Genomic DNA, 20,793 nt, shown 5'->3' with positions numbered 1-20,793 from the left:
CCGCCACTGCATTCTTCAAGTTTTCTTATCAAATCAGGCATGAATGCCGCCAAGAAATGAGTAATACCAATGGATGAAATCCAGCAGGAACAACCTGTAAAAAGAACCCGTCGCGCAACCAGCGCAAAAGTTTCCACCGATGCTGCAGCTTCGGCCCCAAAGACTGAGGCCAGCTCCGAAGCCCCCAAGGCAGAGGCTGGCGAGAAGGCAGCTCCTCGCCGCCGCACCCGTCCAGCCCGCACCGAGGGTGCTGCTGAGAAGACTGAAAGTGCTGGAGCACCAGCCGCTGAGTCTCAGCCAGAGCGTCAAGAGCGCACCGAGGGTCGCGAAGATCGCGAGACCAGAGGTTCTGACCGAGACAACAACCGCAACGAGCGCGATGATGACCGCCGCGGCGGTAGAAACCGTCGTGGCCGCTTCCGTGACCGTGACCGTCGTCGCGGTGGAAACCAGGACGAGCAAGAGCCAGAAATCACCGAGGATGATGTTCTAGTCCCAGTGGCTGGAATTCTCGATGTCCTGGAGAACTACGCGTTCCTGCGTACCTCCGGTTACCTCCCAGGTCCAAACGACGTCTACGTTTCTTTGGGCCAGGTCAAGAAGTACAACCTGCGAAAGGGTGACGCTGTTGTCGGAGCAATTCGCCAACCCCGCGAGGAGCAGGGCAACCAGCGCCAGAAGTTCAATGCGCTGGTGCGCGTTGACTCCATCAACGGACAGACCATGGAGGAAGCGGCCGCTCGCGTTGAGTTTGGCAAGCTAACCCCGCTTTACCCAGACACCAGGCTTCGCCTCGAGACTGACAACAAAAAACTTTCGACCCGAATTATTGATCTGGTTGCCCCAATCGGTAAGGGTCAGCGCGGACTGATTGTCTCGCCTCCGAAGGCTGGAAAGACTCTCGTGTTGCAGGCGATTGCAAACGCTATCTCGACCAACAACCCAGAGGTTCACCTCATGGTTGTCCTGGTTGATGAGCGTCCCGAGGAAGTTACCGACATGCAGCGCACCGTGAAGGGTGAGGTTATTGCCTCGACCTTCGACCGTCCAGCTGATGACCACACCACCGTTGCAGAGCTTGCTATTGAGCGTGCAAAGCGCTTGGTTGAGCTTGGCCACGACGTCGTTGTGCTGCTGGATTCCATCACCAGGTTGGGCCGCGCCTACAACCTCAGTGCCCCAGCATCTGGTCGAATCCTCTCCGGTGGTGTCGATTCCTCGGCACTTTACCCACCAAAGCGCTTCTTTGGAGCGGCTAGAAACATCGAGCACGGTGGGTCGCTAACCATCCTTGCCACGGCCCTGGTTGAGACCGGATCCAAGATGGATGAGGTTATTTTCGAGGAGTTCAAGGGAACTGGAAACATGGAGCTTCGCCTATCGCGTCAGTTGGCTGACAAGCGAATCTTCCCAGCGGTAGACATCAACGCCTCTGGAACTCGTCGCGAAGAGATGCTGATGAGCCCTCAGGAGACCAAGATCATTTGGAAGCTACGTCGTGCTCTTGCTGGTCTTGAGCAGCAGCAGGCTCTTGAGCTTGTGCTCTCTCGCCTCAAGGACACCGCCTCAAACGTCGAGTTCCTGCTGAAGCTAGAGAAGTCAATGCCTGTGCCACAAGAGAGTGACGCTGAGTAATTGCTCGATTCGCTTGCAGGCCTCAGGGCCGAGCACGCAAGTTTGCAAGAGCAACTGAGCGACTCGGCAGTACACACCAATCCAGCTCTGGCTAAGAAGCTAAACCGTCGTTACGCCGAGCTCTCCGCAATCATGTCTGCCGAAGCTAATGTGATTCAGTACACCGAGGACCTGGCTGCTGCCAAGGAATTGGCCAAAGAGGACGAGGCCTTTGCCGAGGAGCTACCGAACCTTGAGGCGATGCTCAAAGAGGCTAACGAGAAACTTCGCCGCCTGTTGATTCCGAGAGATCCAGATGATGGTCGAGACGTAATCATGGAGATCAAGGCCGGTGAGGGTGGCGCCGAGTCAGCCCTGTTTGCCGGAGACCTGCTTCGCATGTACATCCACTACGCGCAGTCCAAGGGCTGGAAGGCTGAAATCCTAGACCGGACCGAGTCTGACCTCGGTGGGATCAAGGACGTGCAGGTGGCAATCAAATCCACGAGCACCGACCCAGCCGGGGGAGTCTGGGCGCACCTGAAATTTGAGGGTGGAGTTCACAGAGTTCAGCGTGTGCCGGCAACGGAGACCCAAGGCCGAATTCACACCTCCGCTGCGGGAGTATTGATTTTCCCCGAGGTTGATGAACCCGAGGAAGTGGAGATCAGTCAAAACGATATTCGCATCGACGTTTTCCGCTCATCAGGCCCTGGCGGGCAGTCTGTCAACACCACTGACTCTGCAGTGCGCATCACCCACTTGCCGACCGGCATCGTGGTTTCGATGCAGAATGAAAAATCTCAGTTGCAGAACCGAGAGGCTGCCATGCGTGTGCTACGCGCTCGCATCTTGGCTGCTCAGCAGGAGGCCATTGAGGCTGAGCAGTCAGCGGCTCGCAAGTCACAGGTCAGAACCGTGGATCGCTCCGAGCGCATTCGCACGTATAACTTTCCAGAGAATCGCATTGCCGATCACCGAACCGGCTACAAGGCCTACAACCTTGATCAGGTAATGGATGGTGCGCTGGAGCCGATTGTCCAGTCCTGCATCAAACTTGACGAAGAGTCCAGACTCGCGGCACTTCAGGGTGAGTAGTGAAGCTCGTTGAGGCGCTCGCCTTTGCTTCTGACCAGCTCACCTTAGCCGGGGTTCCCTCCCCGCAGGCCGATGCGACCTGGTTGCTCTGTCACTGCCTGCAGGTAGATAGGTCTGAACTTTTCACCCGAATTACCTTTGATTTTGGCCTAACTGACGTTCAGCTGCTTGTCTTTAACGCGGCTCTGGAGCGCCGTGTAAAACGCGAGCCGCTGCAGCACATCACGGGCACAGCACCTTTTCGATCAGTTGAGCTTGCCGTGGGTCCCGGGGTATTCATTCCACGACCTGAAACTGAGCAGGTGGTGCAATACGCCATTGACTTCCTAAAACTACTTCCAAGTCCCGGCAGGGCGATTGACCTAGGAACCGGTTCTGGTGCCATCGCCATTGCTATGGCGACAGAGGCGCCTCAAACCAAGGTCTATGCGGTTGAGCTTTCGCCTGAGGCTCACGCCTTCGCAGCCAGAAACATCGAGGCTTTGGCACCGGAAATTGAACTGCGCTTGGGTGCAATGCAGCAGGTGGTGGGGGATCTAGTGGGGACTATGGACGTGGTTATCTCAAACCCGCCCTACATTCCGGATGATGCCGTCCCGATTGATCCTGAGGTGCGAGACTTTGACCCCGCTCTGGCTCTTTACGGGGGGCCGGATGGCCTGGATGTGATCCGAGATATTTCCGGTGTCGCTGCTGCACTGCTACGCACAGGAGGGCTATTGGTTTTAGAGCATGCCGACGGTCAATCGAATGCCATCCGTCAATTACTATTGGAGGACGGTTGGCAGAGAGTTTCAGCGTTCCAAGATGCGACCTTTAGATTTAGAACCATCACAGCGGTGAGATAGCGAGGCACAGATGCGGGTTTACGACTGCTCAGTCGACACTGACTTGCTCACCGGCTTTCGCCAGGCCAAGGTTGGTCTTGGTCGCGGTGAGGTGGTGGTAATTCCGACCGACACTGTTTACGGAGTCGCTGCCGATGCTTTCAATGCCAAGGCGGTTGAGGCGCTGCTGAATCTAAAAGGTCGCGAGCGCACCTCTCCACCTCCAGTTTTGATTCCTAAGGTCGAGACCATGTCTGCACTGGCGGCCGATTTACCGTTGGTTGCGAACCAGCTTGCAGCGGCATTTTGGCCCGGGGCTCTGACTATGGTTCTCAAGGCTCAAACCACTCTGGAGTGGGATTTGGGTGACACTAAGGGAACTGTTGCACTTCGCGTCCCAGATCACAAAATAACTCTCGCTCTGCTCGAAGATGTCGGCCCGCTAGCTGTTTCAAGCGCAAACCTCACAGGCCAACCTGCTGCCGTGAACGCACAACAGGCAGTCGATTACTTTGGCGCTAAAGTCGCCACATACCTGGATGCTGGGGCCAGCCCGAAGGGCGAAGCTTCAACCATTTTGGATCTCAGCCAGGTTAGGGATGGTCAACCAATTCGCGTGCTGCGCAAGGGAGCAATTTCTCTTGACCGAATTCAAAGTGTCATTGGGGATTTGGAGCTCAAGGTCGGCTAGATGAGAGCCTATTTCCTAGTCGCTCTGATCACGGCCCTGGTCACCTACCTTTCAACCTTTGCGGTTAGGTGGACTGCAAAAAGGTTCAATATTCACCCCGCGATCCGAGAACGCGATGTTCACAAGTCTCCAACACCCCGCATCGGCGGGGTGGCGATGTTTATCGGGCTTTTGGTCGGTGTTTTGGCAGCCGCAAGCTTTGGTTGGTTTGAACCGATATTCCTCAATCCCGGTCCAATTTGGGCCGTCGTTTTGGCCTCCGGGGTGATCATCATCGTGGGGCTGCTGGATGACCTAATTGAGCTTGACTGGACTGCCAAAATGGGCGGTCAAATGGGGGCTGCCTGGATTTTGGCATCCTCTGGAATACAGATCGTATCGCTGCCGATTGGCGGAATCACGGTTGGCAGCTTTGGAGTTTCGCTGGCTGCCACGGTGTTTGTTGTGGTTCTCATCATGAATGCCGTGAACTTCATTGATGGCCTGGATGGCCTGGCGGCCGGAGTAGTTGGAATAGGCACGCTGGCATTTTTTGTCTACACCTACCTGCTTGCCCAGCAAACATCTCCCACCAACTACTTCTCAACTGCAGGTCTGCTGGCGGCAATTGTCTTGGGCATGGTGCTGGGCTTCTTACCGCACAACTGGCGACCTGCAAAAATCTTTATGGGGGACTCGGGGGCCATGCTGCTGGGGCTTCTCATGGCGGTTGGTGCAATTACCGTCACCGGCAGCATCGATCCGGCAACTGTGACCCGCAACGATCTGTTGCCCGCGTTGATTCCGCTGGCCCTACCGGTCTTGATTCTGATCCTTCCGCTGCTTGACCTGCTGCTAGCGGTGGTGCGACGTCTTCGCAGGGGTCAGTCTCCGTTTGCAGCTGACCGAGAGCACATTCACCACCAGCTTCAGGATTTAGGTCACGGGCACCAGGGTGCGGTGTTGGTTTTTTACCATTGGACGGCTTTGGTGTCTGTAACACTGCTTTTGTTCTTCTGGTTGGATTTCCCCCCGGTGATGGTTATCTTTGGCTTTTGGTTATTGGTCGCTCTAATGCATACCTACTGGCCGGTTTTCAAGAAGATCTACAAATTCAGGAGGGCCGTTCGTGGCAAGTAGTTCAGCGCAAGTCTTTGGCAGGGTTCTAAAACTCTCCGCTCTACTTGTTGCCGCCGTGCTTTTGGTCGGTGGCGCTGCGGGGTACCTTTTTGCCGGGTTGGAAGGACTTCTCACAGCAGCGCTCGGGTCTGTCATTGCTTTCACCTTTATGGCCTTGACGGTGTTGAGCGTGCTGGTGGGGGCCAAACTTCCACTCGCAGGTTTTTACGGCATGGTCCTCGGTGGTTGGCTGTTGAAAATTGTTTTGTTTGCCATCGCGATGGGGGCTTTGCAGCGGGCTGAGTTTGTTCATGGTCCAACGCTGTTTTTCACTATCGTGGTGAGTGTTTTAGGCGGGCTGGGAATTGATTCCTGGCTGGTTCTGAAATCTAGAATCCCAACCATCTCTTAACTCGTTGAGATTTTTAGGTTACGGGAATAATTAGTTGAATTCCTCCTATAAACTTTTCAAGAATTCCAACGACAACCAGCGGGGTTTTTCACGCCGCCCAAGCCAGGAGTATGAAGCTGTTTAGTGCACTGACTCTGTTTGCGGCCGAAGAAGGCGGGTTCCACCCACCTTCGATCATGGAGTTCTACCCAGAGATCGTGGCCTTCGAGGGCACCATTTTCGCCATCAACCGAATCATGATGATTCGCCTGATTGTCCTGTCTGTGCTTTTGGTTTTGTTCTGGCTCTGGACTCGAAAGTTCAAGCAGGCAGTCCGCACCGGCAACGTCGTTCCAGGGCGATTCCAGCTGCTGGGTGAGATGGCGCTGAATTTTGTTCGCAAGAACATCGCCCACGATCAGCTCGGCGAGAAAGACGGCGACCGCTTCTTGCCGCTTCTCACAACAATTTTCTTCATGGTTCTGGGAATGAACATCACAGGAATCATCCCGTTCGCCAACATTGCAGGAAGCTCCGTAATCGGTTTGCCGCTCGTGCTGGCACTGGCCGCGTACGTGACCTTTATCTACGCCGGTATCAAGCGTCACGGTATCAAGTTCTTCAAGAACTCGCTGTTTCCAGCCGGGGTGCCACCAGCTTTCTACGTGATGGTGACCCCGATTGAGTTCCTCTCAACCTTCATTCTGCGCCCGGTGACTCTCGCTCTTCGACTTTTGATGAACATGATTGCCGGTCACCTATTGTTGGTGCTTTGTTTTTCAGCAACTCAGTTCTTCTTCTTTGAGGCCGATGGGCTTTTCAAACTCTTTGGAGCGGGAACATTCCTGTTCGGTTTTGCCTTTACTCTCTTCGAGATCCTTGTTGCAGTTTTGCAGGCTTACGTTTTCACACTTCTGACCACTGTCTACATCCAGTTGGCATTGGCAGACGAACACTAAATAAACCCCACGGAAGGAAATCAAGTGGACGCAGTAAACATCGCCGAACTATCCGGCAACATCGCAGTGGTTGGCTACGGCCTAGCCGCTATCGGCCCTGGCATCGGTGTAGGTCTGGTTGTATCCAAGACCATCGAATCGATCGCTCGTCAGCCAGAGCTAGCTGGAAAGCTCCAGGTCACCATGTGGCTAGGTATCGCTTTCACCGAAGCTCTAGCCCTGATCGGTCTAGCCACCCCATTCATCTTCGTATAAGCAAAAGGTAAACGATGATTTCAAGGATTCTTGCCGCCGCAGCGGAGGAGGGCGCCGAGGCGCCGAACCCGCTGATTCCGGCCTGGTATGACATCACCTGGTCATCGGTTGTCTTTGTTGTTCTGCTGACCTTCTTCTGGTTCAAGGTTCTCCCTGGATTCAAGAAGATGCTCGACGAGCGCGCTAAGGCAATCGAGGGACGCCTGGCTGAGGCCGAGGCTGCCCAGAAGGCTGCCGAGGAGCGCACTGCCTTGGTTGAGGCCGAGCAGGAGAAGCTGCGCAGTGAATCTTCATCCATCCGCGAGGAGGCACGCTCTGAGGGTGCCGCAATCTTGGCGGAGATGAAGTCGCAAGCAGCCCAGGAGGCAGAGCGCCTACAGCAGGCCGTCAAGAGCTCACTCGAGGCAGAGCGGGAAATCGCTCAGCGTGTTCTGCGCGCCGAGATAGGTGAGCTCGCAATTGAGCTGGCTTCCAGAATTGTCGGACAGAAGCTTCAAGAGGATGCCGTCGCCAACAAGGTTGTCGACGACTTCATCGCAGAGCTAGAGGGCAAGAGGGCGTAACAACAAGTGGCATCCAGTACCAGAGCAGCCAAGATTGCAGCGGAGCAAGCGCTCGCTTCACTTTCGGGCTTGACCATTGATACCGCCAAGGAGCTATTTGCCGTGGCCGGTGCCTTGCAGCAGAGCGCGCAGTTGCGTTCACTACTGACGGATCCTTCCGCCGCGGTAGCAAGCAAGGAGAAAGTGGTCGCATCGGTATTTGGTTCCAAGGTGTCACCCCAAGCCCTGGGATTGGTGAACACTTTGGTCAAGCTCCGCTGGAGTGCCACCAGGGACCTTCCCAAGGTGACCGAGCAGCTGGCTGTCCGTGTCGTGGCCAACGCCTCAACCGACCTAAACAAGTTGCAGGATGAACTGTTTGAGATTCAGCAGGTCATTGCAAGTGAATCTGAGCTGGAGCTGGCACTCAGCTCCTCTCGAGCTTCCGTAGATCAGAAGCAGGCTCTGGTAGCGGCGCTGGTCTCAGGGAAGTTCTCGCAGAGCGCTGCGCTGCTGGCCTCAGAGGCGGTTGCGAGTCACGCTGTGAAGCGTTTTGCTGCGGTCTTGGAGCAGTATTCAAACTGGTTGGCTGAGGTTGCAAGCGAGTCAGTTGCCCACATCACGGTGGCAAAGGCGCTCAGCTCCGAGCAGCTAAACCGATTGGGAGCCGCCCTGGCAGTGAGTTTCGGGCGCAAGCTTCAGCTCAACGTCGAAGTTTCAAAAGATGTAGTAGGCGGCGTTCACGTCGCTGTGAACGGTGAGGTCATCGACGCCACCGTTCTCACCAAAATAAAGCAAGCAAGATTGCAACTGAACTAACCCATAAAGAAGCAGAGGAACCAATGTCAGAGCTCAAGATCAGCCCGAACGAGATTCGGGATGCCCTGAAGGACTTCGTTTCGTCCTTTGAGCCCCAAGGTGCTGACAAGCAAGAGGTCGGATACGTCATCGACGCGGCCGACGGCATCGCGCACGTTGAGGGACTGCCAAGTGCAATGGCCAACGAGTTGCTGCGATTTGCCGACGGCACTCTGGGGCTGGCGTTGAACCTTGATGAGCGTGAGATCGGTGTCGTTGTTCTTGGTGAGTTCACCGGAATCGTTGCCGGTATGGAGGTTTACCGCACCGGTGAGGTGCTATCCGTTCCAATCGGTGACGGTTTCATGGGTCGCGTTGTCAACCCACTGGGTGCTCCGATCGATGGTCTCGGTGAAATCAAGTCTGAGGGAACCCGTGCTCTAGAACTACAGGCTCCTGGTGTAATGGACCGCAAGAGCGTTCACGAGCCACTGCAGACCGGCATCAAGGCTATTGACGCCATGATTCCAGTGGGTCGCGGACAGCGTCAGCTGATCATCGGTGACCGTCAGACCGGTAAGACCGCGATTGCCGTTGACACCATCATCAACCAGCGTGACAACTGGCTTTCCGGTGATGTGAACAAGCAAGTTCGCTGCATCTACGTAGCCATTGGCCAGAAGGGTTCCACCATCGCTGGTGTGAAGGCTGCTCTAGAAGAGGCTGGCGCCATGGAGTACACCACCATCGTGGCTTCTCCTGCGTCTGACCCAGCGGGCTTCAAGTACCTCGCCCCTTACACCGGTAGCGCAATTGGGCAGCACTGGATGTACGGCGGCAAGCACGTCCTAATCATTTTTGATGACCTTTCCAAGCAGGCTGAGGCGTACCGTGCAGTTTCGCTACTCCTTCGCCGCCCACCAGGTCGTGAGGCATACCCAGGTGACGTGTTCTACTTGCACTCCCGCCTGCTCGAGCGCTGTGCAAAGCTTTCGGACGCGTTCGGTGCCGGCTCGATGACTGGACTTCCAATCATTGAGACCAAGGCAAACGACGTTTCCGCATACATTCCGACCAACGTGATTTCAATCACCGACGGTCAGATCTTCTTGCAGTCCGACCTGTTCAACGCTAACCAGCGACCAGCTATCGACGTCGGTATCTCGGTCTCTCGTGTTGGTGGTGCAGCTCAGGTAAAGGGCATCAAGAAGGTTTCGGGAACTCTGAAGCTTGAGCTTGCTCAGTACCGCTCGCTGGAGGCTTTTGCGATGTTCGCGTCCGACCTGGATGCAGCTAGCCGCAAGCAGCTGGAGCGCGGTGCAAGATTGACCGAGCTTCTAAAGCAGCCTCAGTACTCTCCTTACCCAGTAGAGGATCAGACCGTTTCGATCTGGGCTGGAACCACTGGAAAGCTAGACGAGGTTCCTGTTCAGGACGTGCTGCGCTTCGAGCGTGAGTTCCTGGATTACCTCAAGCGCAACACCAGCGCCCTGACTGTGATCCGCGAGACCGAAAAGCTCGAGGACGACACCGTCAAGGAGCTCGAGAAAGCAATTGAGCACTTCAAGAAGATGTTCCAGCTTCACACCGGTGAGCCACTGGTCAAGGCCGGCAAGGAAGAGGTAGCTCCGCTAGCCGACTCTGAGGTTGGCCAAGAGCAGATCGTCATTCAGAAGCGATAGACAGGTAAAGGTTTAGATTATGGGTGCGCAACTTCGGGTCTACCGGCAGAAAATTAAGTCTGCCAAGACGACCAAGAAGATTACCCGTGCTATGGAGCTGATCTCGGCATCGAGAATCCAAAAAGCTCAGCAGCGCGTGGCTGCCTCAACCCCCTACACCCGTGCCGTAACTCGCGCTGTGTCGGCTGTGGCCAGCCACGCCAACATCGATCACCCGCTGACTCGGGCAGTCGCGAATCCGGTTCGCTCTGCCGTTGTTATCTTCACCTCCGACCGCGGTCTGGCTGGTGCCTTCTCCTCCGGAGTTCTCAAGGAGGCGGAGGCCCTGACCGCGCGATTGAAGGCTCAGGGTCAAGAGGTCGTATATTTCCTGGTGGGTCGCAAGGCAGTTGGTAACTTCAACTTCCGTCGCCGTCCATTCATCAAGGACTGGACCGGCGGCACCGACCTGCCTCAGTTTGAGACAGCTACCTCTATTGCCAACGAACTCTTGGCGCTATTCAGCAAATCCACCGAAGAGGGTGGCGTTGACGAGATTTTCTTGGTGGGCAATGAGTTCGTCTCGATGATGATTCAGGAGCCCAAGACGGCCCGTCTACTACCACTCGAGGTCGTTGAGCAGCAGGCTGTTGCGGAGCACGAGGTATTTCCGCTCTACGAGTTCGAACCAGAGGCAGACAAGGTTCTAGACGCCTTGCTCCCGGTCTACATCGAAAACCGAATCTACAACGTGATGCTGCAGTCGGCTGCAGCTGAGCACGCTGCCCGTCAGAAGGCGATGAAGAGCGCCACTGACAACGCAGACAAGTTGATTTTGAACTACACCCGCCTGGCAAACGCAGCCCGCCAGGCAGAAATTACCCAGCAGATTTCGGAAATCGTTGGTGGCGCAGACGCGTTGGCAACGGTTAACGAGGACTAAGAGAAAGAAAGCAAAATGGCCGAGAGCACAAAGACAGCAACGGGTCGTATCGCGCGAGTCACCGGACCGGTGGTGGACATCGAGTTCCCGCACGACGCTATCCCTGACATCTACAACGCCCTGACCACGGAGATTGCCTTCGGTGACCAGAAGTCAACCCTGACTCTTGAGGTTGCTCAGCACCTTGGTGATGATCTGGTTCGCGCCATCGCGCTGAAGCCAACTGACGGCCTGGTCCGCGGTGGTATCGTGCACGACACCGGGCTACCAATCTCGGTGCCGGTTGGCGATGTGACCAAGGGCAAAGTTTTCAACGTTATCGGTGAGATCCTCAATGGAGAGCCAGGTGACCGTGTTGAGATTACCGAGCGCTGGCCAATCCACCGCACCCCACCAGCCTTCGACCAGCTTGAGTCCAAGACCCAGATGTTCGAGACCGGCATCAAGGTCATCGACCTACTGACCCCTTACGTTCAGGGTGGAAAGATCGGTCTTTTCGGTGGAGCCGGTGTTGGTAAGACCGTTCTAATCCAGGAAATGATCTACCGCGTAGCCGAAAACCACGATGGTGTTTCTGTATTCGCTGGTGTTGGTGAGCGTACTCGTGAGGGTAACGACCTAATCGAGGAGATGAAGGAAGCCGGCGTTTTGGAGAAGACCGCGCTGGTCTTCGGCCAGATGGATGAGCCACCAGGGACCCGTCTCCGCGTCGCACTGTCGGCACTGACCATGGCGGAGTACTTCCGCGACGTTCAGGGTCAGGACGTGCTGTTGTTCATCGACAACATCTTCCGTTTTACTCAGGCAGGTTCTGAGGTTTCCACGCTGCTGGGCCGCATGCCTTCCGCCGTGGGATACCAGCCAAACCTGGCCGATGAGATGGGTCTACTGCAGGAGCGAATTACCTCCACCCGCGGTCACTCCATCACCTCACTGCAGGCAATCTACGTTCCTGCCGACGACTACACCGACCCAGCACCAGCAACCACCTTTGCTCACTTGGACGCAACCACTGAGCTAAGCCGTGAGATTGCTGCCAAGGGTCTGTACCCAGCCGTAGACCCGCTAACCTCCACCTCACGTATTTTGAACCCTGCCTACATTTCGGCAGATCACTACGCGACCGCAATCCGCGTGAAGGCGATTCTGCAGAAGAACAAGGAGCTCCAGGAAATCATCGCGATTCTGGGTGTCGAGGAGCTTTCCGAAGAGGACAAGATCACCGTATCCCGCGCTCGCCGCATCCAGCAGTTCCTATCTCAGAACACCTACATGGCGACCAAGTTCACCTCGGTGCCAGGTTCAACCGTTCCGCTGAAGGACACCATCGAGGGCTTCTCGATGATTGCCAACGGTGACCTAGACCACGTTCCAGAGCAGGCGTTCTTCAACTGCGGTGGCATTGACGACGTCATGAAGGCCTACGACCGAATCCAGAAGGATCTGAAGTAGTGGCAAGAGAGCTGAACGTAGACCTAGTGGCCGCAGATCGCAAGATCTGGTCAGGCTCAGCAACCATGGTGGTCGCTAAGACCGCCGAGGGTGAAATCGGTTTGCTGTCAGGTCACGAGCCAATGCTTGCGATCATGGTTCCCGGCCAGATTCGAATCTCCCTGGCTGAGGGCCAGCCCGTTGTGGCCGAGACCACTCAGGGCGGATTCCTCTCGATTGAGTCCGACACAGTAACCCTGGTTGTTAGGGACGCAACGCTGGTCAGCTAATGCTTATTCTGCTTCCGCCGTCAGAGACGAAACGCTCTGGCGGCGTTGGCATTTCTATGAATAGACAGGCCATCATTTGGGCGGCCCTCGACCCTGCGAGGGACCTACTGATTCAGAAGCTAAGTCGCGAGCTGAAATCGAAAACCAAAGCGATTGCAGCCCTGAAGTTGGGTAAAAATCCCGAGGCAGATTTGCTCGCAATGCGAAATTTGATGCAGGCGCCAACAATGCCCGCCATTGAGCGGTACACCGGGACGCTTTACGACGCCCTTGACTACCAAACCCTTTCGGACTCTGCCAAGCAGCGCGTCAGAACTAATTTGTTTATTCAGTCGGCCCTGTTCGGACTTTTGCCCGCCTCAGAGCATATTCCCTATTATCGATTCTCAGCCGGAGCGAAAGTTCCAGGGGTGAATCTGGCCAAGCTTTGGCAGCAGGCCCACGAAGCGGTTTGGCCAAGAATGATTGGACCAATACTGGATATGCGTTCCAAAAGCTACGCAGCGCTAAATCCAATTCCAGATCGTGAAAGCTATTTTGTTGAGGTGCTGGATGCCAAATCTGGAAAAGCTCTAAACCACTTCAACAAGAAGGCTAAAGGAGCATTCGTCAGGGCCGCCCTAGAGAACAACTTGGAGTCCGCCCAGCAAATCCCGGAGATAGCAAAACTGGCAGGCCTTTCGGCCCGCCAGTTGGGTGATTTGATCGAACTGAGTGTCCCAGAGGGCTTTTAGTCCTCCTTGGTTAGGGGAGCTGGCTCAATCAAAGGCATTACTTCCTCGTACTTTGGAAGCTCAATGACGCCTTCTTCCAGGGCGATAATCGAGTCGAACCATCCCTGGTCATTGAACAGCACGTAGCCGGGGACCAGCCAGAAACCTCCCACGCTGTCCCAAACTCCGAGCATTGCGGCCTCGGATCGGTTGACGACTAACTGCACAATCTGTGGTTCAACTGGAGTGTCCGGAGCTGGTTCGTCCACAGCGATGGAGTCGACCGCTTCCACAGCCTCGGTAGCAATGTCCTCGGTCGCAATTGCAGAATCGCGTGCGATTCCAACACTTTGGTTCTCGTAGTAACTGGATGGGGGAGAGCCATACCAGGAGCCGGCTTTAATGCGATTCATAGCTTCTAGCGGAGAGACTGTGTTGAACTCTCCTCGCTCGACCATCTCAAAGCTAGCTCCCGAGACAAATGAAATTTCTCCGCGTGAATCCCAGCCGACGGAGAGAGCCACTGGAAGTGTCATGCCCTCATGGCTCATATCTGCATAAACTGAACCGCCCCAATCATCCCTGAAGGATTTGAAGGTGAGGCCGGCTGTTGTAACACCAAGGCCCTCGAAAATGGCTCTGGCCTGGCTTTCCATCTCCTCTTTGGTTGGAATGAGTTCAGGGGTTGGTTTAGGGCTCTCACAAACTTCCGTTTGGTTCTCAGAGTCGGAAGATTCCGTCGCACTGCAGGCCCAGAGGCTGGAGTCGTACTGTGAGTAGTTCCAGTTTCCAGTGCCTGACCAGTAGATGCTCAGGTATGTCTCAACGGTTCCAGTTTTAGATTGGACACTGTAACTGGGGTAAAGGTCGGTGGCCCATTCATCACGCTTGATCTCGCCAGAAACGCCGAAGTAGGCCATCAGCTTTTCTAGGATCTGAGTCGGCGCACCAACCAGTTGGGCCTGATAAATCTTTCCCTTTCCGCCCTGATCGGATAGCCCGTCGGCGGTGTGCTGATACTCAATGTATCCAGGCCAATACATGGTCGCCTTGGCGTCAGCTGCCATCTGTGCGGTCTCTGCTGCTGCATTGATACTGGAGCCACCCGCGGCTAGGGTGAAAAGTGGAGCCGGTTTTAGCAGCTGCGGGATTGTCAGAGCTGAAACTAGAGCTAGGGACGCCAGTGCCATCCCGCCAATTCCAATTTGCAGGGAGCGAGGGTTCGGCTGCCTCTGAGGTTTTCGAGACCGAGCTTGATCAAAGAGGTTTTCTGGCAGGGCAACTTCCTGCGCGGGATCTGCGTTAGCGATTCGATGGCGAAGCTCTTGTTCTTTATCCATATCCATAATGTGTCACCAGATCCTAGTTATTTTCAATTTCAAGTTCTTGGGCCAGTCGGCTTTTTGCGCGGCTTAGGGCAATGGCAATCGCATTTTTGCTCCTACCGAGCACGGTTGCGATTTCGGCTACCTCCAGGCCCTCAAAGGCCCACAGCGAGATGATTTCCTGCTCCCTCGGAGCTATCCGTTTCCAGGCAGCGGCCAGGGAGACGTCGGCGAGGGCGATCGATTCGGCACTCGGCGCACACTCTGGTTCCCGCAGGGTGGAAAGAATTATTCGCCGTCCCGCCTGCTTCCGGTTGTGGTTGGAAATCAAAAATCTTGCAGACTTATAGAGCCAGGGGAGCTCCAAGCCCCTTGGGATGAGGTCACGCTTTTGCCAGGCTAGAGCGAACAAATCACTGAGTAAATCCTCTACGTCCTCCACTGGCGCGCGTCGGGTTGTGAAGCGTGTCAGCTCCGCTTGCTGCGCTCGGAAAAGTTCGTTGAATTCTTGTTCAGTCATTTGTCTCCCATGGTTGAGGTGTGCTCAACGACGCAATAATTTCACAAATTGCGAAAACAACCGGGAGCGTGGTCCTGAATCAAACCGCTGGACTGCATCAGGGCATACATTGTGGTGGAACCAACGAAGCTAAACCCCAGTTTTTTCAGCTCCCTGCTTAGGGCGTCGGACTCAGCACTTGTGGCTCTCCATGCAAAAGTCTCTGGATGCTTAGCAATAGGGTCTGGGGCGAATCTCCAAACAAGCTCAACCAGGTCAATTTGGCGATCTAGGACAACTCGTGCATTTTTTACTGCTGACTGAATTTTGGCCCGATTTCTGATGATTTCTGGATTCTGCATGAGTGATTCGATTTTCAGTTCATCGAATTGAGCCACCACATCTACTTCAAAACCTTCGAATGCGCTTCGGAACCCTTCGCGGCGCTTCAGAATGGTCAACCAGCTCAACCCCGCTTGAAAACTCTCCAGGCATATCGCTTCAAAGAGTTGCTGGTGATTGCGGTTTGGCGTGCCCCACTCGCGATCGTGGTATTCGATGTAAATCTGGTCATTAGTTACCCAGTTGCAACGCTCAATCCCGTCACTGTGCACCCTGGTGTGACTCATGCCAGGTATTCGATTCCCTCAAGCTTGAGAAGCTTTTGTTTGGTGGGGATGCCTTCCCCTCCGGAATAACCGGTGATTTTCCCTCCAGAACCGAGAACGCGATGACAGGGAATAACGAGGGGGACCGGGTTTGCTCCCACGGCTGCCCCAACAGCCCTTGAGGCCAAGGGCCGCATTATGGAGGAAGCAATTTCGCCGTAGGTTAGCGTCTCCCCGAAACCCGCACGGCTGATCTGAGCCCATACCTCCTGCTGAAAAACAGTTCCCTGCAAATCTAGAGAGCCCCCATAGGGGTTTTGCTCTCCCTCAAAGTAGCGCTCCAGCCAGTCGCGAGCAGCCAGGCAGTGTTCGCGGGCGGTTGGGTCCCCACTGAAGTCCAACGGCCCGCCAGTATGACTGACGAAGTCCACTGCACTTAGGCCCTTGGTGGTTGCTCCCACCCTCAGTCGACCCAGTGGAGAGTCAAAACTTACGCTTGCCTGCAAAATTGAGTCCATGGCTAAAGTATGGCGAATCGTATTTGAGCGAAAACGACACAGTCAGAAATTGTGCATAACTAGTTATCCACAATTTCTCTTCGTGGTTCATTAGCCGAGACGGTGGGCGCAATCCTTGGCGGATGGACATTCTTACTCTGATATTCGCCCTAACGACCCTCTCACTGGTGCTGGTGGCTACAGCTCTCATCCTGAGGGCTAAGCGAGCTAGATCAGCGCGCCAGGGTTTGGCGACGAAAATTGCCCTTGATAACTTTTCGAGAGTCTGGCGAAAAATTATTAGCAGTCCCATATCCGCCCAGTCCGAGGCTTTGCCCACCGATGATGAGGCTCGACGGGATATGCCGGCGGGGTCGCTGTTCGAACTTGATTCCGGAGAATTTATAACAAACCCGCTGAACCATGTTGTTTTCCACGGGCTGGTAGTCGGGCCGACCGGAAGCGGTAAGACCACTCTGGCACGTGAAATCGGTGGCACTTTTCAGGGCGAGGTCTTGCTGGTGACGGAGTTTCCTCAAAGGCTGTCCCCCTCCTACGGCTTTGCTACAAAAGCTTTGCACCCATCGGCCTTTCTAGAGCGCATGAGCAGCGAAATTGAGCGCCGGTCTCAGCAACGTGCTAGCGAACCTTTGCTAATAATCTTTGACGCTCTTGAGCGATCCATTAGAGAACCTGAGTTTCTTGAGCAAGTCTTGGACATAGTCAGAATCGGGTCAATGCTCGAGATGCAGGCGCTTCTGGTCACCCAGCAGCCGTGGCTTTTGGACCAGCGGGATTCACTAAATTTTGGTTTACGTGTGGAACTGAGCCCTGCGCACTCTGAAACTTGGAATCGGACCGCCGAATCCCTGTCAGTAAACGGCGCTGTCTTTGTGGCCGGAAAGCAAGGCAAGCTCGTCTCTTTTTCACCCGCCCGCTCAGATTACAAATCAGATGAGGATGTTAGATTCGCTTCCACGCCTCTTTCAGGACCTGGCGAATTATGCGCTCCATTTCATCGAAGTCCTTGGGACCCATCGTCAGCGGAGGAGCAACCTGAACAACAGGATCGCCTCGGTCATCAGCACGGGCATAAAGACCAGCGTCATACAAGGCCTTACTCAAAAACCCTCTGAGGAGCTTCTCTGACTCAGCTTTGGTGAAGGTCTCTTTGGTCTTCTGGTCTTTGACCAATTCGATGGCGAAGAAGTAGCCATCGCCTCTCACATCACCCACAATCGGGAGGTCGTACAACTTCTCCAGTGTCTTACGGAAGATCGGTGAGTTGGTTCGGACGTTATCCACCAACTTTTCTCTGTCGTAGATGTCCAGGTTTGCCAAGGCAACCGCGCAGGCAACCGGATGGGCCGCAAAGGTGTAGCCGTGAGGCAGGATTGTGGTTCCCTCTTTGTAGGGCTCGAAGAATTTCTCCTTCATAAACAACGCGCCCAGGGGTTGCGCCCCCGAGGTGATTGCCTTAGCTGTAATCATCATGTCGGGCTCAATTCCGTACCTTTGGCACGCAAACATCTCGCCGGAGCGGCCATAGCCGGTGATAGTTTCATCGGCGACCAGAATCACATCGTACTTATCGCAAATTTCACGAAGCCGCTTGTAGTAGGCAGGGTGGGCCGTGAAGCAGCCGCCCGAGTTCTGAATTGGTTCCACGAAGATAGCGGCAACCGTGTCAGGTCCCTCCATCAATATCGCCTCTTCAACGCGGTTGGCAGCCCATATTCCAAAGGCTTCCTCGCTCTCGTGGAGGTGGGAGTTCCGATACCAGTTGGTGTTGGGAACGCGAATAGTTGAGGGAACCAGCGGCTCAAATACGGCCTTCATGGCTGCAATTCCGGTGATCGAAAGAGCCCCGTGACTTGTTCCGTGGTAAGCCGTCATCCTGGAAATGACTTTGGTTTTGGTTGGTTTTCCGGTCAGCTTAAAATACTGCTTTGCGATTTTCCAAGCGGTTTCAACAGCTTCGCCACCGCCAGTGGTGAAGAAGATTCGGTTTAGGTCTTTTGGGGCGTAGCTGAGCAAGCGCTCCGCCAATTCAATTGCACCCGGATAGGCAAGCCCCCACAGCGGCATGAAATCAAGCTGAACCATCTGCTTCGCCGCTGCATCGGCAAGCTCCTGGCGACCATGGCCGGCATTGGCAGCAAATAGGCCGCTGAGACCGTCAATCACACGGTTCCCCTTTGAGTCGAAAAGGTAGTGACCCTCGGCTCGTTCGATTATGAGCATGTCACCGGTCTGGAAGGGGGAGTGGCGGGTGAAGTGCAACCAAAGGTGATCCTTAGCGCTGCGTTGCAGCTCCTTATCGGAGATTGTCTTTCCCTTGGCCTTTGCCTCTAGCAGAGCCAGAGGTGCTCGGGTTGATTTCCCAGGCTTGGACTTCGCGCCAAAGAGTTTGGCAAGCGGGTTCTTCTGGCTTTTTTCTTTAGCCATCTCTATCACTTCTAACTACGTCGTTATTGGTTCCCTAGCGAGTTCCCCAGCTGTAAAACTGTTTGTGCAGCTTCAGGTAAACGAAGGTCTCAGAAGAGATTACTCCTGGGAGTGCTCTAATCTGCGAATTGAGGAGCTGAATCAGGTCTTCATCGTCCTCGCAGACCACTTCGGCCAGGACATCAAAGCTGCCGGCGGTCAGGACGACATAGTCGACCGAAGCAAACTTGGTCAGCGCCTCCGCGACATCTGTGGCGTTTCCCATGCACTTGATTCCAATCATGGCCTGGCGCTTAAAGCCAAGGCGCATCGGGTCTGTGACGGCAACAACCTGCATAACACCCGACTCCGTAAGTTTCTGCACGCGCTGCCGGATTGCCGCCTCTGAAAGGCCTACAACCTTGCCTATTTCGGAATATGAGCGCCGGCCATCTTGCTGAAGTTGCTCAATGATCTGCTTAGACACTTCATCGAGTTGGGATTGCCTGGTTCTTAGCATTCTTGACATGGCTCCAAGTATGGTGTGGGACAGTCCAAACTCATAGAAATTCGAAGAAAAATTCAGTCAACAGCACGAAATCGGTTGAGTTTGCAAATTTTGATGTTGAAAAGCACTTTTTCGGTCTAGAGTCAAAACCTAAACCGCTCAACGAGGAGTTATTGCTGTGTCAATCAAGCAACTGAAGAATTTCATCGGCGGCCAGAGCGTAGCTGCGGCCTCTGGCGAAACCAGCGATGTCATCAATCCGTCTACTGGTCAGGTCTATGCGCACGCCGCAGTGTCCTCAGCCGAGGATGTTAACGCTGCCTTCGAGGTGGCCCAAAAAGCTTTTGAGGAGTGGGGTCAAACCACACCTTCCGAGCGCCAGCTCGCGCTTTTCCGAATTGCAGATGCCCTAGAGGCTCGCGCCAAAGAGGCCGCGGAGATTGAGTCCGAGAACACCGGCAAGCCACTGAGCACCTTGGTTGACTACGAGATCATGCCGTCGGTTGACCAGATTCGTTTCTTTGCTGGAGCTGCCAGAAACCTCGAGGGGCGCTCGGCCGGAGAATACCTTCGTGACCACACCTCAATGATCCGACGCGAGCCCATTGGTGTGATTGGTCAGGTAACCCCTTGGAACTATCCGCTAAACATGGCGACTTGGAAGTTTGCCCCGGCTATCGCAGCGGGTAACACCATCGTGCTGAAGCCTTCTGATACGACCCCAGCATCAACCCTGCTGCTTGCTGAGATTGCAGCTGAGTTCCTGCCAGCGGGAGTGTTCAACGTGGTAACCGGAAACCGCGACACCGGTCGAGCCATGATTGAAAACGGCATTCCCCAGATGGTTTCCATCACCGGTAGCGTGCGTGCCGGAATGGAGGTGGCAAAGTCTGCCGCTAATGACCTCAAGCGTGTTCACCTGGAGCTCGGTGGCAAGGCACCGGTAATCGTTTTTGCTGATGCAGATTTCGCCAAGGCAGCAGCGGGCATTGTTGCCGCCGGCTTCTTCAATGCGGGTCAAGACTGCACAGCGGCAACTCGATTGCTGGTTCAGGAATCGGCATATGACGAGTTCATGGTCCACCTGATTGCCGAAGTCAAGGCATCGGCAAAGGTCGGAAAGCCGAGTGAAGAGGACATCCTGTTTGGTCCGGTAAATAACGTCAACCAGCTTGAGCGGGTAAAGGGATTCATTGACCGCCTCCCAGATCACGCTCGCATCGAAACCGGTGGCCACCAGATTGGAACCGAGGGTTACTTCATGGAGCCAACCGTGCTTTCAGGTTTGAAACAGACCGATGAGCATATCCAGGACGAGATTTTTGGACCTGTTATTACCGTTCAGAAGTTCACCGATGATGCCCAGGCACTGAAGTGGGCCAACGATGTCAAGTACGGGTTGGCCTCATCGGTTTGGACATCAAACCACTCCAGGGCCATGCGCTTTGCAAAGCACTTGGACTTCGGTGCGGTCTGGATTAACACCCACATTCCGCTGGTTGCAGAGATGCCGCACGGTGGCTTTAAGCACTCCGGATACGGCAAAGATCTCTCCCACTACGGCTTCGAGGATTACACCCGCTTAAAGCACGTCATGAGCTACATCGGAGACTGAAGG

General features: G+C 54.9%; 21 protein-coding genes and 1 pseudogene. 16 read left to right on the top strand and 6 right to left on the bottom strand.

Translation table 11 applies throughout. The features are described from left to right. Positions 1-408: 408 nt before the first annotated feature. From rho to HRU87_RS04780, 15 genes and pseudogenes are all read left to right on the top strand, one after another. Positions 409-1,635, top strand: a pseudogene (rho, locus tag HRU87_RS04850) (transcription termination factor Rho); the annotation flags it as partial. After that, positions 1,636-2,712 carry a peptide chain release factor 1 gene (gene prfA / locus HRU87_RS04845; RefSeq protein ID WP_173493804.1) on the top strand — a complete coding sequence of 359 codons (1,077 nt, stop codon included), beginning with the start codon at positions 1,636-1,638 and terminating at the stop codon, positions 2,710-2,712. Then, positions 2,712-3,560 (top strand): peptide chain release factor N(5)-glutamine methyltransferase, encoded by an 849-nt coding sequence (prmC, locus tag HRU87_RS04840; protein WP_173493803.1) that lies wholly within the window; start codon positions 2,712-2,714, stop codon positions 3,558-3,560. The genes prfA and prmC overlap by 1 nt, the downstream gene beginning before the upstream one ends. Before the next feature lie 10 nt (positions 3,561-3,570). Then, on the top strand, positions 3,571-4,230 hold the full coding sequence (locus HRU87_RS04835) for an L-threonylcarbamoyladenylate synthase (protein WP_173493802.1): 660 nt from the start codon (positions 3,571-3,573) through the stop codon (positions 4,228-4,230). Beyond that, the gene (locus HRU87_RS04830) at positions 4,231-5,349 is read left to right on the top strand and encodes a glycosyltransferase family 4 protein (RefSeq protein WP_173493801.1); all 1,119 of its coding nucleotides are present in this window, start codon (positions 4,231-4,233) and stop codon (positions 5,347-5,349) included. Beyond that, positions 5,339-5,740 carry a Cg1360 family ATP-synthase-associated protein gene (locus tag HRU87_RS04825; protein WP_173493800.1) on the top strand — a complete coding sequence of 134 codons (402 nt, stop codon included), beginning with the start codon at positions 5,339-5,341 and terminating at the stop codon, positions 5,738-5,740. The genes HRU87_RS04830 and HRU87_RS04825 overlap by 11 nt, the downstream gene beginning before the upstream one ends. A 110-nt stretch (positions 5,741-5,850) precedes the next feature. Beyond that, positions 5,851-6,678, top strand: coding sequence for a F0F1 ATP synthase subunit A (gene atpB, locus HRU87_RS04820; protein WP_173493799.1), 828 nt, complete (start codon positions 5,851-5,853; stop codon positions 6,676-6,678). Positions 6,679-6,702: 24 nt separating this feature from the next. Beyond that, on the top strand, positions 6,703-6,933 hold the full coding sequence (gene atpE, locus HRU87_RS04815; RefSeq protein ID WP_173493798.1) for an ATP synthase F0 subunit C: 231 nt from the start codon (positions 6,703-6,705) through the stop codon (positions 6,931-6,933). Positions 6,934-6,947: 14 nt separating this feature from the next. Next, the gene (locus HRU87_RS04810; protein ID WP_173493797.1) at positions 6,948-7,496 is read left to right on the top strand and encodes a F0F1 ATP synthase subunit B; all 549 of its coding nucleotides are present in this window, start codon (positions 6,948-6,950) and stop codon (positions 7,494-7,496) included. Between the two features lie 6 nt (positions 7,497-7,502). Then, positions 7,503-8,294: a F0F1 ATP synthase subunit delta gene (locus tag HRU87_RS04805; RefSeq protein WP_173493796.1), complete on the top strand. Its 792-nt coding sequence runs from the start codon at positions 7,503-7,505 to the stop codon at positions 8,292-8,294. Between the two features lie 23 nt (positions 8,295-8,317). Next, positions 8,318-9,955: a F0F1 ATP synthase subunit alpha gene (gene atpA / locus HRU87_RS04800; RefSeq protein ID WP_173493795.1), complete on the top strand. Its 1,638-nt coding sequence runs from the start codon at positions 8,318-8,320 to the stop codon at positions 9,953-9,955. 19 nt (positions 9,956-9,974) lie between these two features. Beyond that, positions 9,975-10,877, top strand: a complete 903-nt coding sequence (locus tag HRU87_RS04795) for a F0F1 ATP synthase subunit gamma (RefSeq protein WP_173493794.1) — start codon at positions 9,975-9,977, stop codon at positions 10,875-10,877. A 15-nt stretch (positions 10,878-10,892) separates the two neighbouring features. Then, positions 10,893-12,329, top strand: coding sequence for a F0F1 ATP synthase subunit beta (gene atpD, locus HRU87_RS04790; protein WP_173493793.1), 1,437 nt, complete (start codon positions 10,893-10,895; stop codon positions 12,327-12,329). Beyond that, positions 12,329-12,598, top strand: a complete 270-nt coding sequence (locus HRU87_RS04785) for a F0F1 ATP synthase subunit epsilon (protein ID WP_173493792.1) — start codon at positions 12,329-12,331, stop codon at positions 12,596-12,598. The genes atpD and HRU87_RS04785 overlap by 1 nt, the downstream gene beginning before the upstream one ends. Then, positions 12,598-13,332, top strand: a complete 735-nt coding sequence (locus HRU87_RS04780; protein ID WP_173493791.1) for a YaaA family protein — start codon at positions 12,598-12,600, stop codon at positions 13,330-13,332. Before HRU87_RS04785 ends, HRU87_RS04780 begins: the two co-directional genes overlap by 1 nt. Here the strand turns inward: HRU87_RS04780 and HRU87_RS04775 are convergent. The 6 genes from HRU87_RS04775 to HRU87_RS04750 all read right to left on the bottom strand — a co-directional run bounded on the left by HRU87_RS04775 (position 13,329) and on the right by HRU87_RS04750 (position 19,196). After that, positions 13,329-14,651, bottom strand: a complete 1,323-nt coding sequence (locus tag HRU87_RS04775; protein WP_173493790.1) for a hypothetical protein — start codon at positions 14,649-14,651, stop codon at positions 13,329-13,331. The genes HRU87_RS04780 and HRU87_RS04775 overlap by 4 nt on opposite strands. Positions 14,652-14,673: 22 nt before the next feature. Next, a complete protein-coding gene (locus HRU87_RS04770) occupies positions 14,674-15,156 on the bottom strand; it encodes an RNA polymerase sigma factor (protein ID WP_173493789.1) in 483 nt (160 codons plus the stop codon). 41 nt (positions 15,157-15,197) lie between these two features. After that, complete coding sequence (locus HRU87_RS04765; protein WP_173493788.1) at positions 15,198-15,764, bottom strand: DNA-3-methyladenine glycosylase I; 567 nt, start codon at positions 15,762-15,764, stop codon at positions 15,198-15,200. After that, positions 15,761-16,261, bottom strand: a complete 501-nt coding sequence (locus HRU87_RS04760) for a methylated-DNA--[protein]-cysteine S-methyltransferase (RefSeq protein WP_173493787.1) — start codon at positions 16,259-16,261, stop codon at positions 15,761-15,763. The genes HRU87_RS04765 and HRU87_RS04760 overlap by 4 nt, the downstream gene beginning before the upstream one ends. Before the next feature lie 942 nt (positions 16,262-17,203). After that, a complete protein-coding gene (locus tag HRU87_RS04755) occupies positions 17,204-18,688 on the bottom strand; it encodes an aspartate aminotransferase family protein (protein ID WP_173493786.1) in 1,485 nt (494 codons plus the stop codon). A gap of 34 nt (positions 18,689-18,722) precedes the next feature. Next, entirely contained in the window at positions 18,723-19,196 is a 474-nt protein-coding gene (locus HRU87_RS04750) for an Lrp/AsnC family transcriptional regulator (protein WP_173493785.1), read from the bottom strand. A gap of 157 nt (positions 19,197-19,353) precedes the next feature. Between HRU87_RS04750 and HRU87_RS04745 the strand changes: the two genes are divergently transcribed. Beyond that, on the top strand, positions 19,354-20,790 hold the full coding sequence (locus HRU87_RS04745; RefSeq protein ID WP_213086377.1) for an aminobutyraldehyde dehydrogenase: 1,437 nt from the start codon (positions 19,354-19,356) through the stop codon (positions 20,788-20,790). Positions 20,791-20,793 lie beyond the last annotated feature (3 nt).

It is taken from the genome of Aquiluna borgnonia (genome assembly GCF_013283855.1).
Taxonomy (GTDB): Bacteria; Actinomycetota; Actinomycetes; order Actinomycetales; family Microbacteriaceae; genus Aquiluna; species Aquiluna borgnonia.
Note: the sequence above shows the minus strand (reverse complement) of the source record. Positions and strands in the feature narration are given on the sequence as shown.

Coding starts and splice junctions, on each gene's coding strand:
- HRU87_RS04835 (WP_173493802.1), top strand. CDS start 3,571: ATGCGGGTTTACGACTGCTCAGTCGACACTGACTTGCTCACCGGCTTT.
- HRU87_RS04830 (WP_173493801.1), top strand. CDS start 4,231: ATGAGAGCCTATTTCCTAGTCGCTCTGATCACGGCCCTGGTCACCTAC.
- atpB (WP_173493799.1), top strand. CDS start 5,851: ATGAAGCTGTTTAGTGCACTGACTCTGTTTGCGGCCGAAGAAGGCGGG.
- HRU87_RS04810 (WP_173493797.1), top strand. CDS start 6,948: ATGATTTCAAGGATTCTTGCCGCCGCAGCGGAGGAGGGCGCCGAGGCG.
- atpA (WP_173493795.1), top strand. CDS start 8,318: ATGTCAGAGCTCAAGATCAGCCCGAACGAGATTCGGGATGCCCTGAAG.
- HRU87_RS04795 (WP_173493794.1), top strand. CDS start 9,975: ATGGGTGCGCAACTTCGGGTCTACCGGCAGAAAATTAAGTCTGCCAAG.
- atpD (WP_173493793.1), top strand. CDS start 10,893: ATGGCCGAGAGCACAAAGACAGCAACGGGTCGTATCGCGCGAGTCACC.
- HRU87_RS04780 (WP_173493791.1), top strand. CDS start 12,598: ATGCTTATTCTGCTTCCGCCGTCAGAGACGAAACGCTCTGGCGGCGTT.
- HRU87_RS04775 (WP_173493790.1), bottom strand. CDS start 14,651: ATGGATAAAGAACAAGAGCTTCGCCATCGAATCGCTAACGCAGATCCC.
- HRU87_RS04770 (WP_173493789.1), bottom strand. CDS start 15,156: ATGACTGAACAAGAATTCAACGAACTTTTCCGAGCGCAGCAAGCGGAG.
- HRU87_RS04765 (WP_173493788.1), bottom strand. CDS start 15,764: ATGAGTCACACCAGGGTGCACAGTGACGGGATTGAGCGTTGCAACTGG.
- HRU87_RS04760 (WP_173493787.1), bottom strand. CDS start 16,261: ATGGACTCAATTTTGCAGGCAAGCGTAAGTTTTGACTCTCCACTGGGT.
- HRU87_RS04755 (WP_173493786.1), bottom strand. CDS start 18,688: ATGGCTAAAGAAAAAAGCCAGAAGAACCCGCTTGCCAAACTCTTTGGC.
- HRU87_RS04750 (WP_173493785.1), bottom strand. CDS start 19,196: ATGTCAAGAATGCTAAGAACCAGGCAATCCCAACTCGATGAAGTGTCT.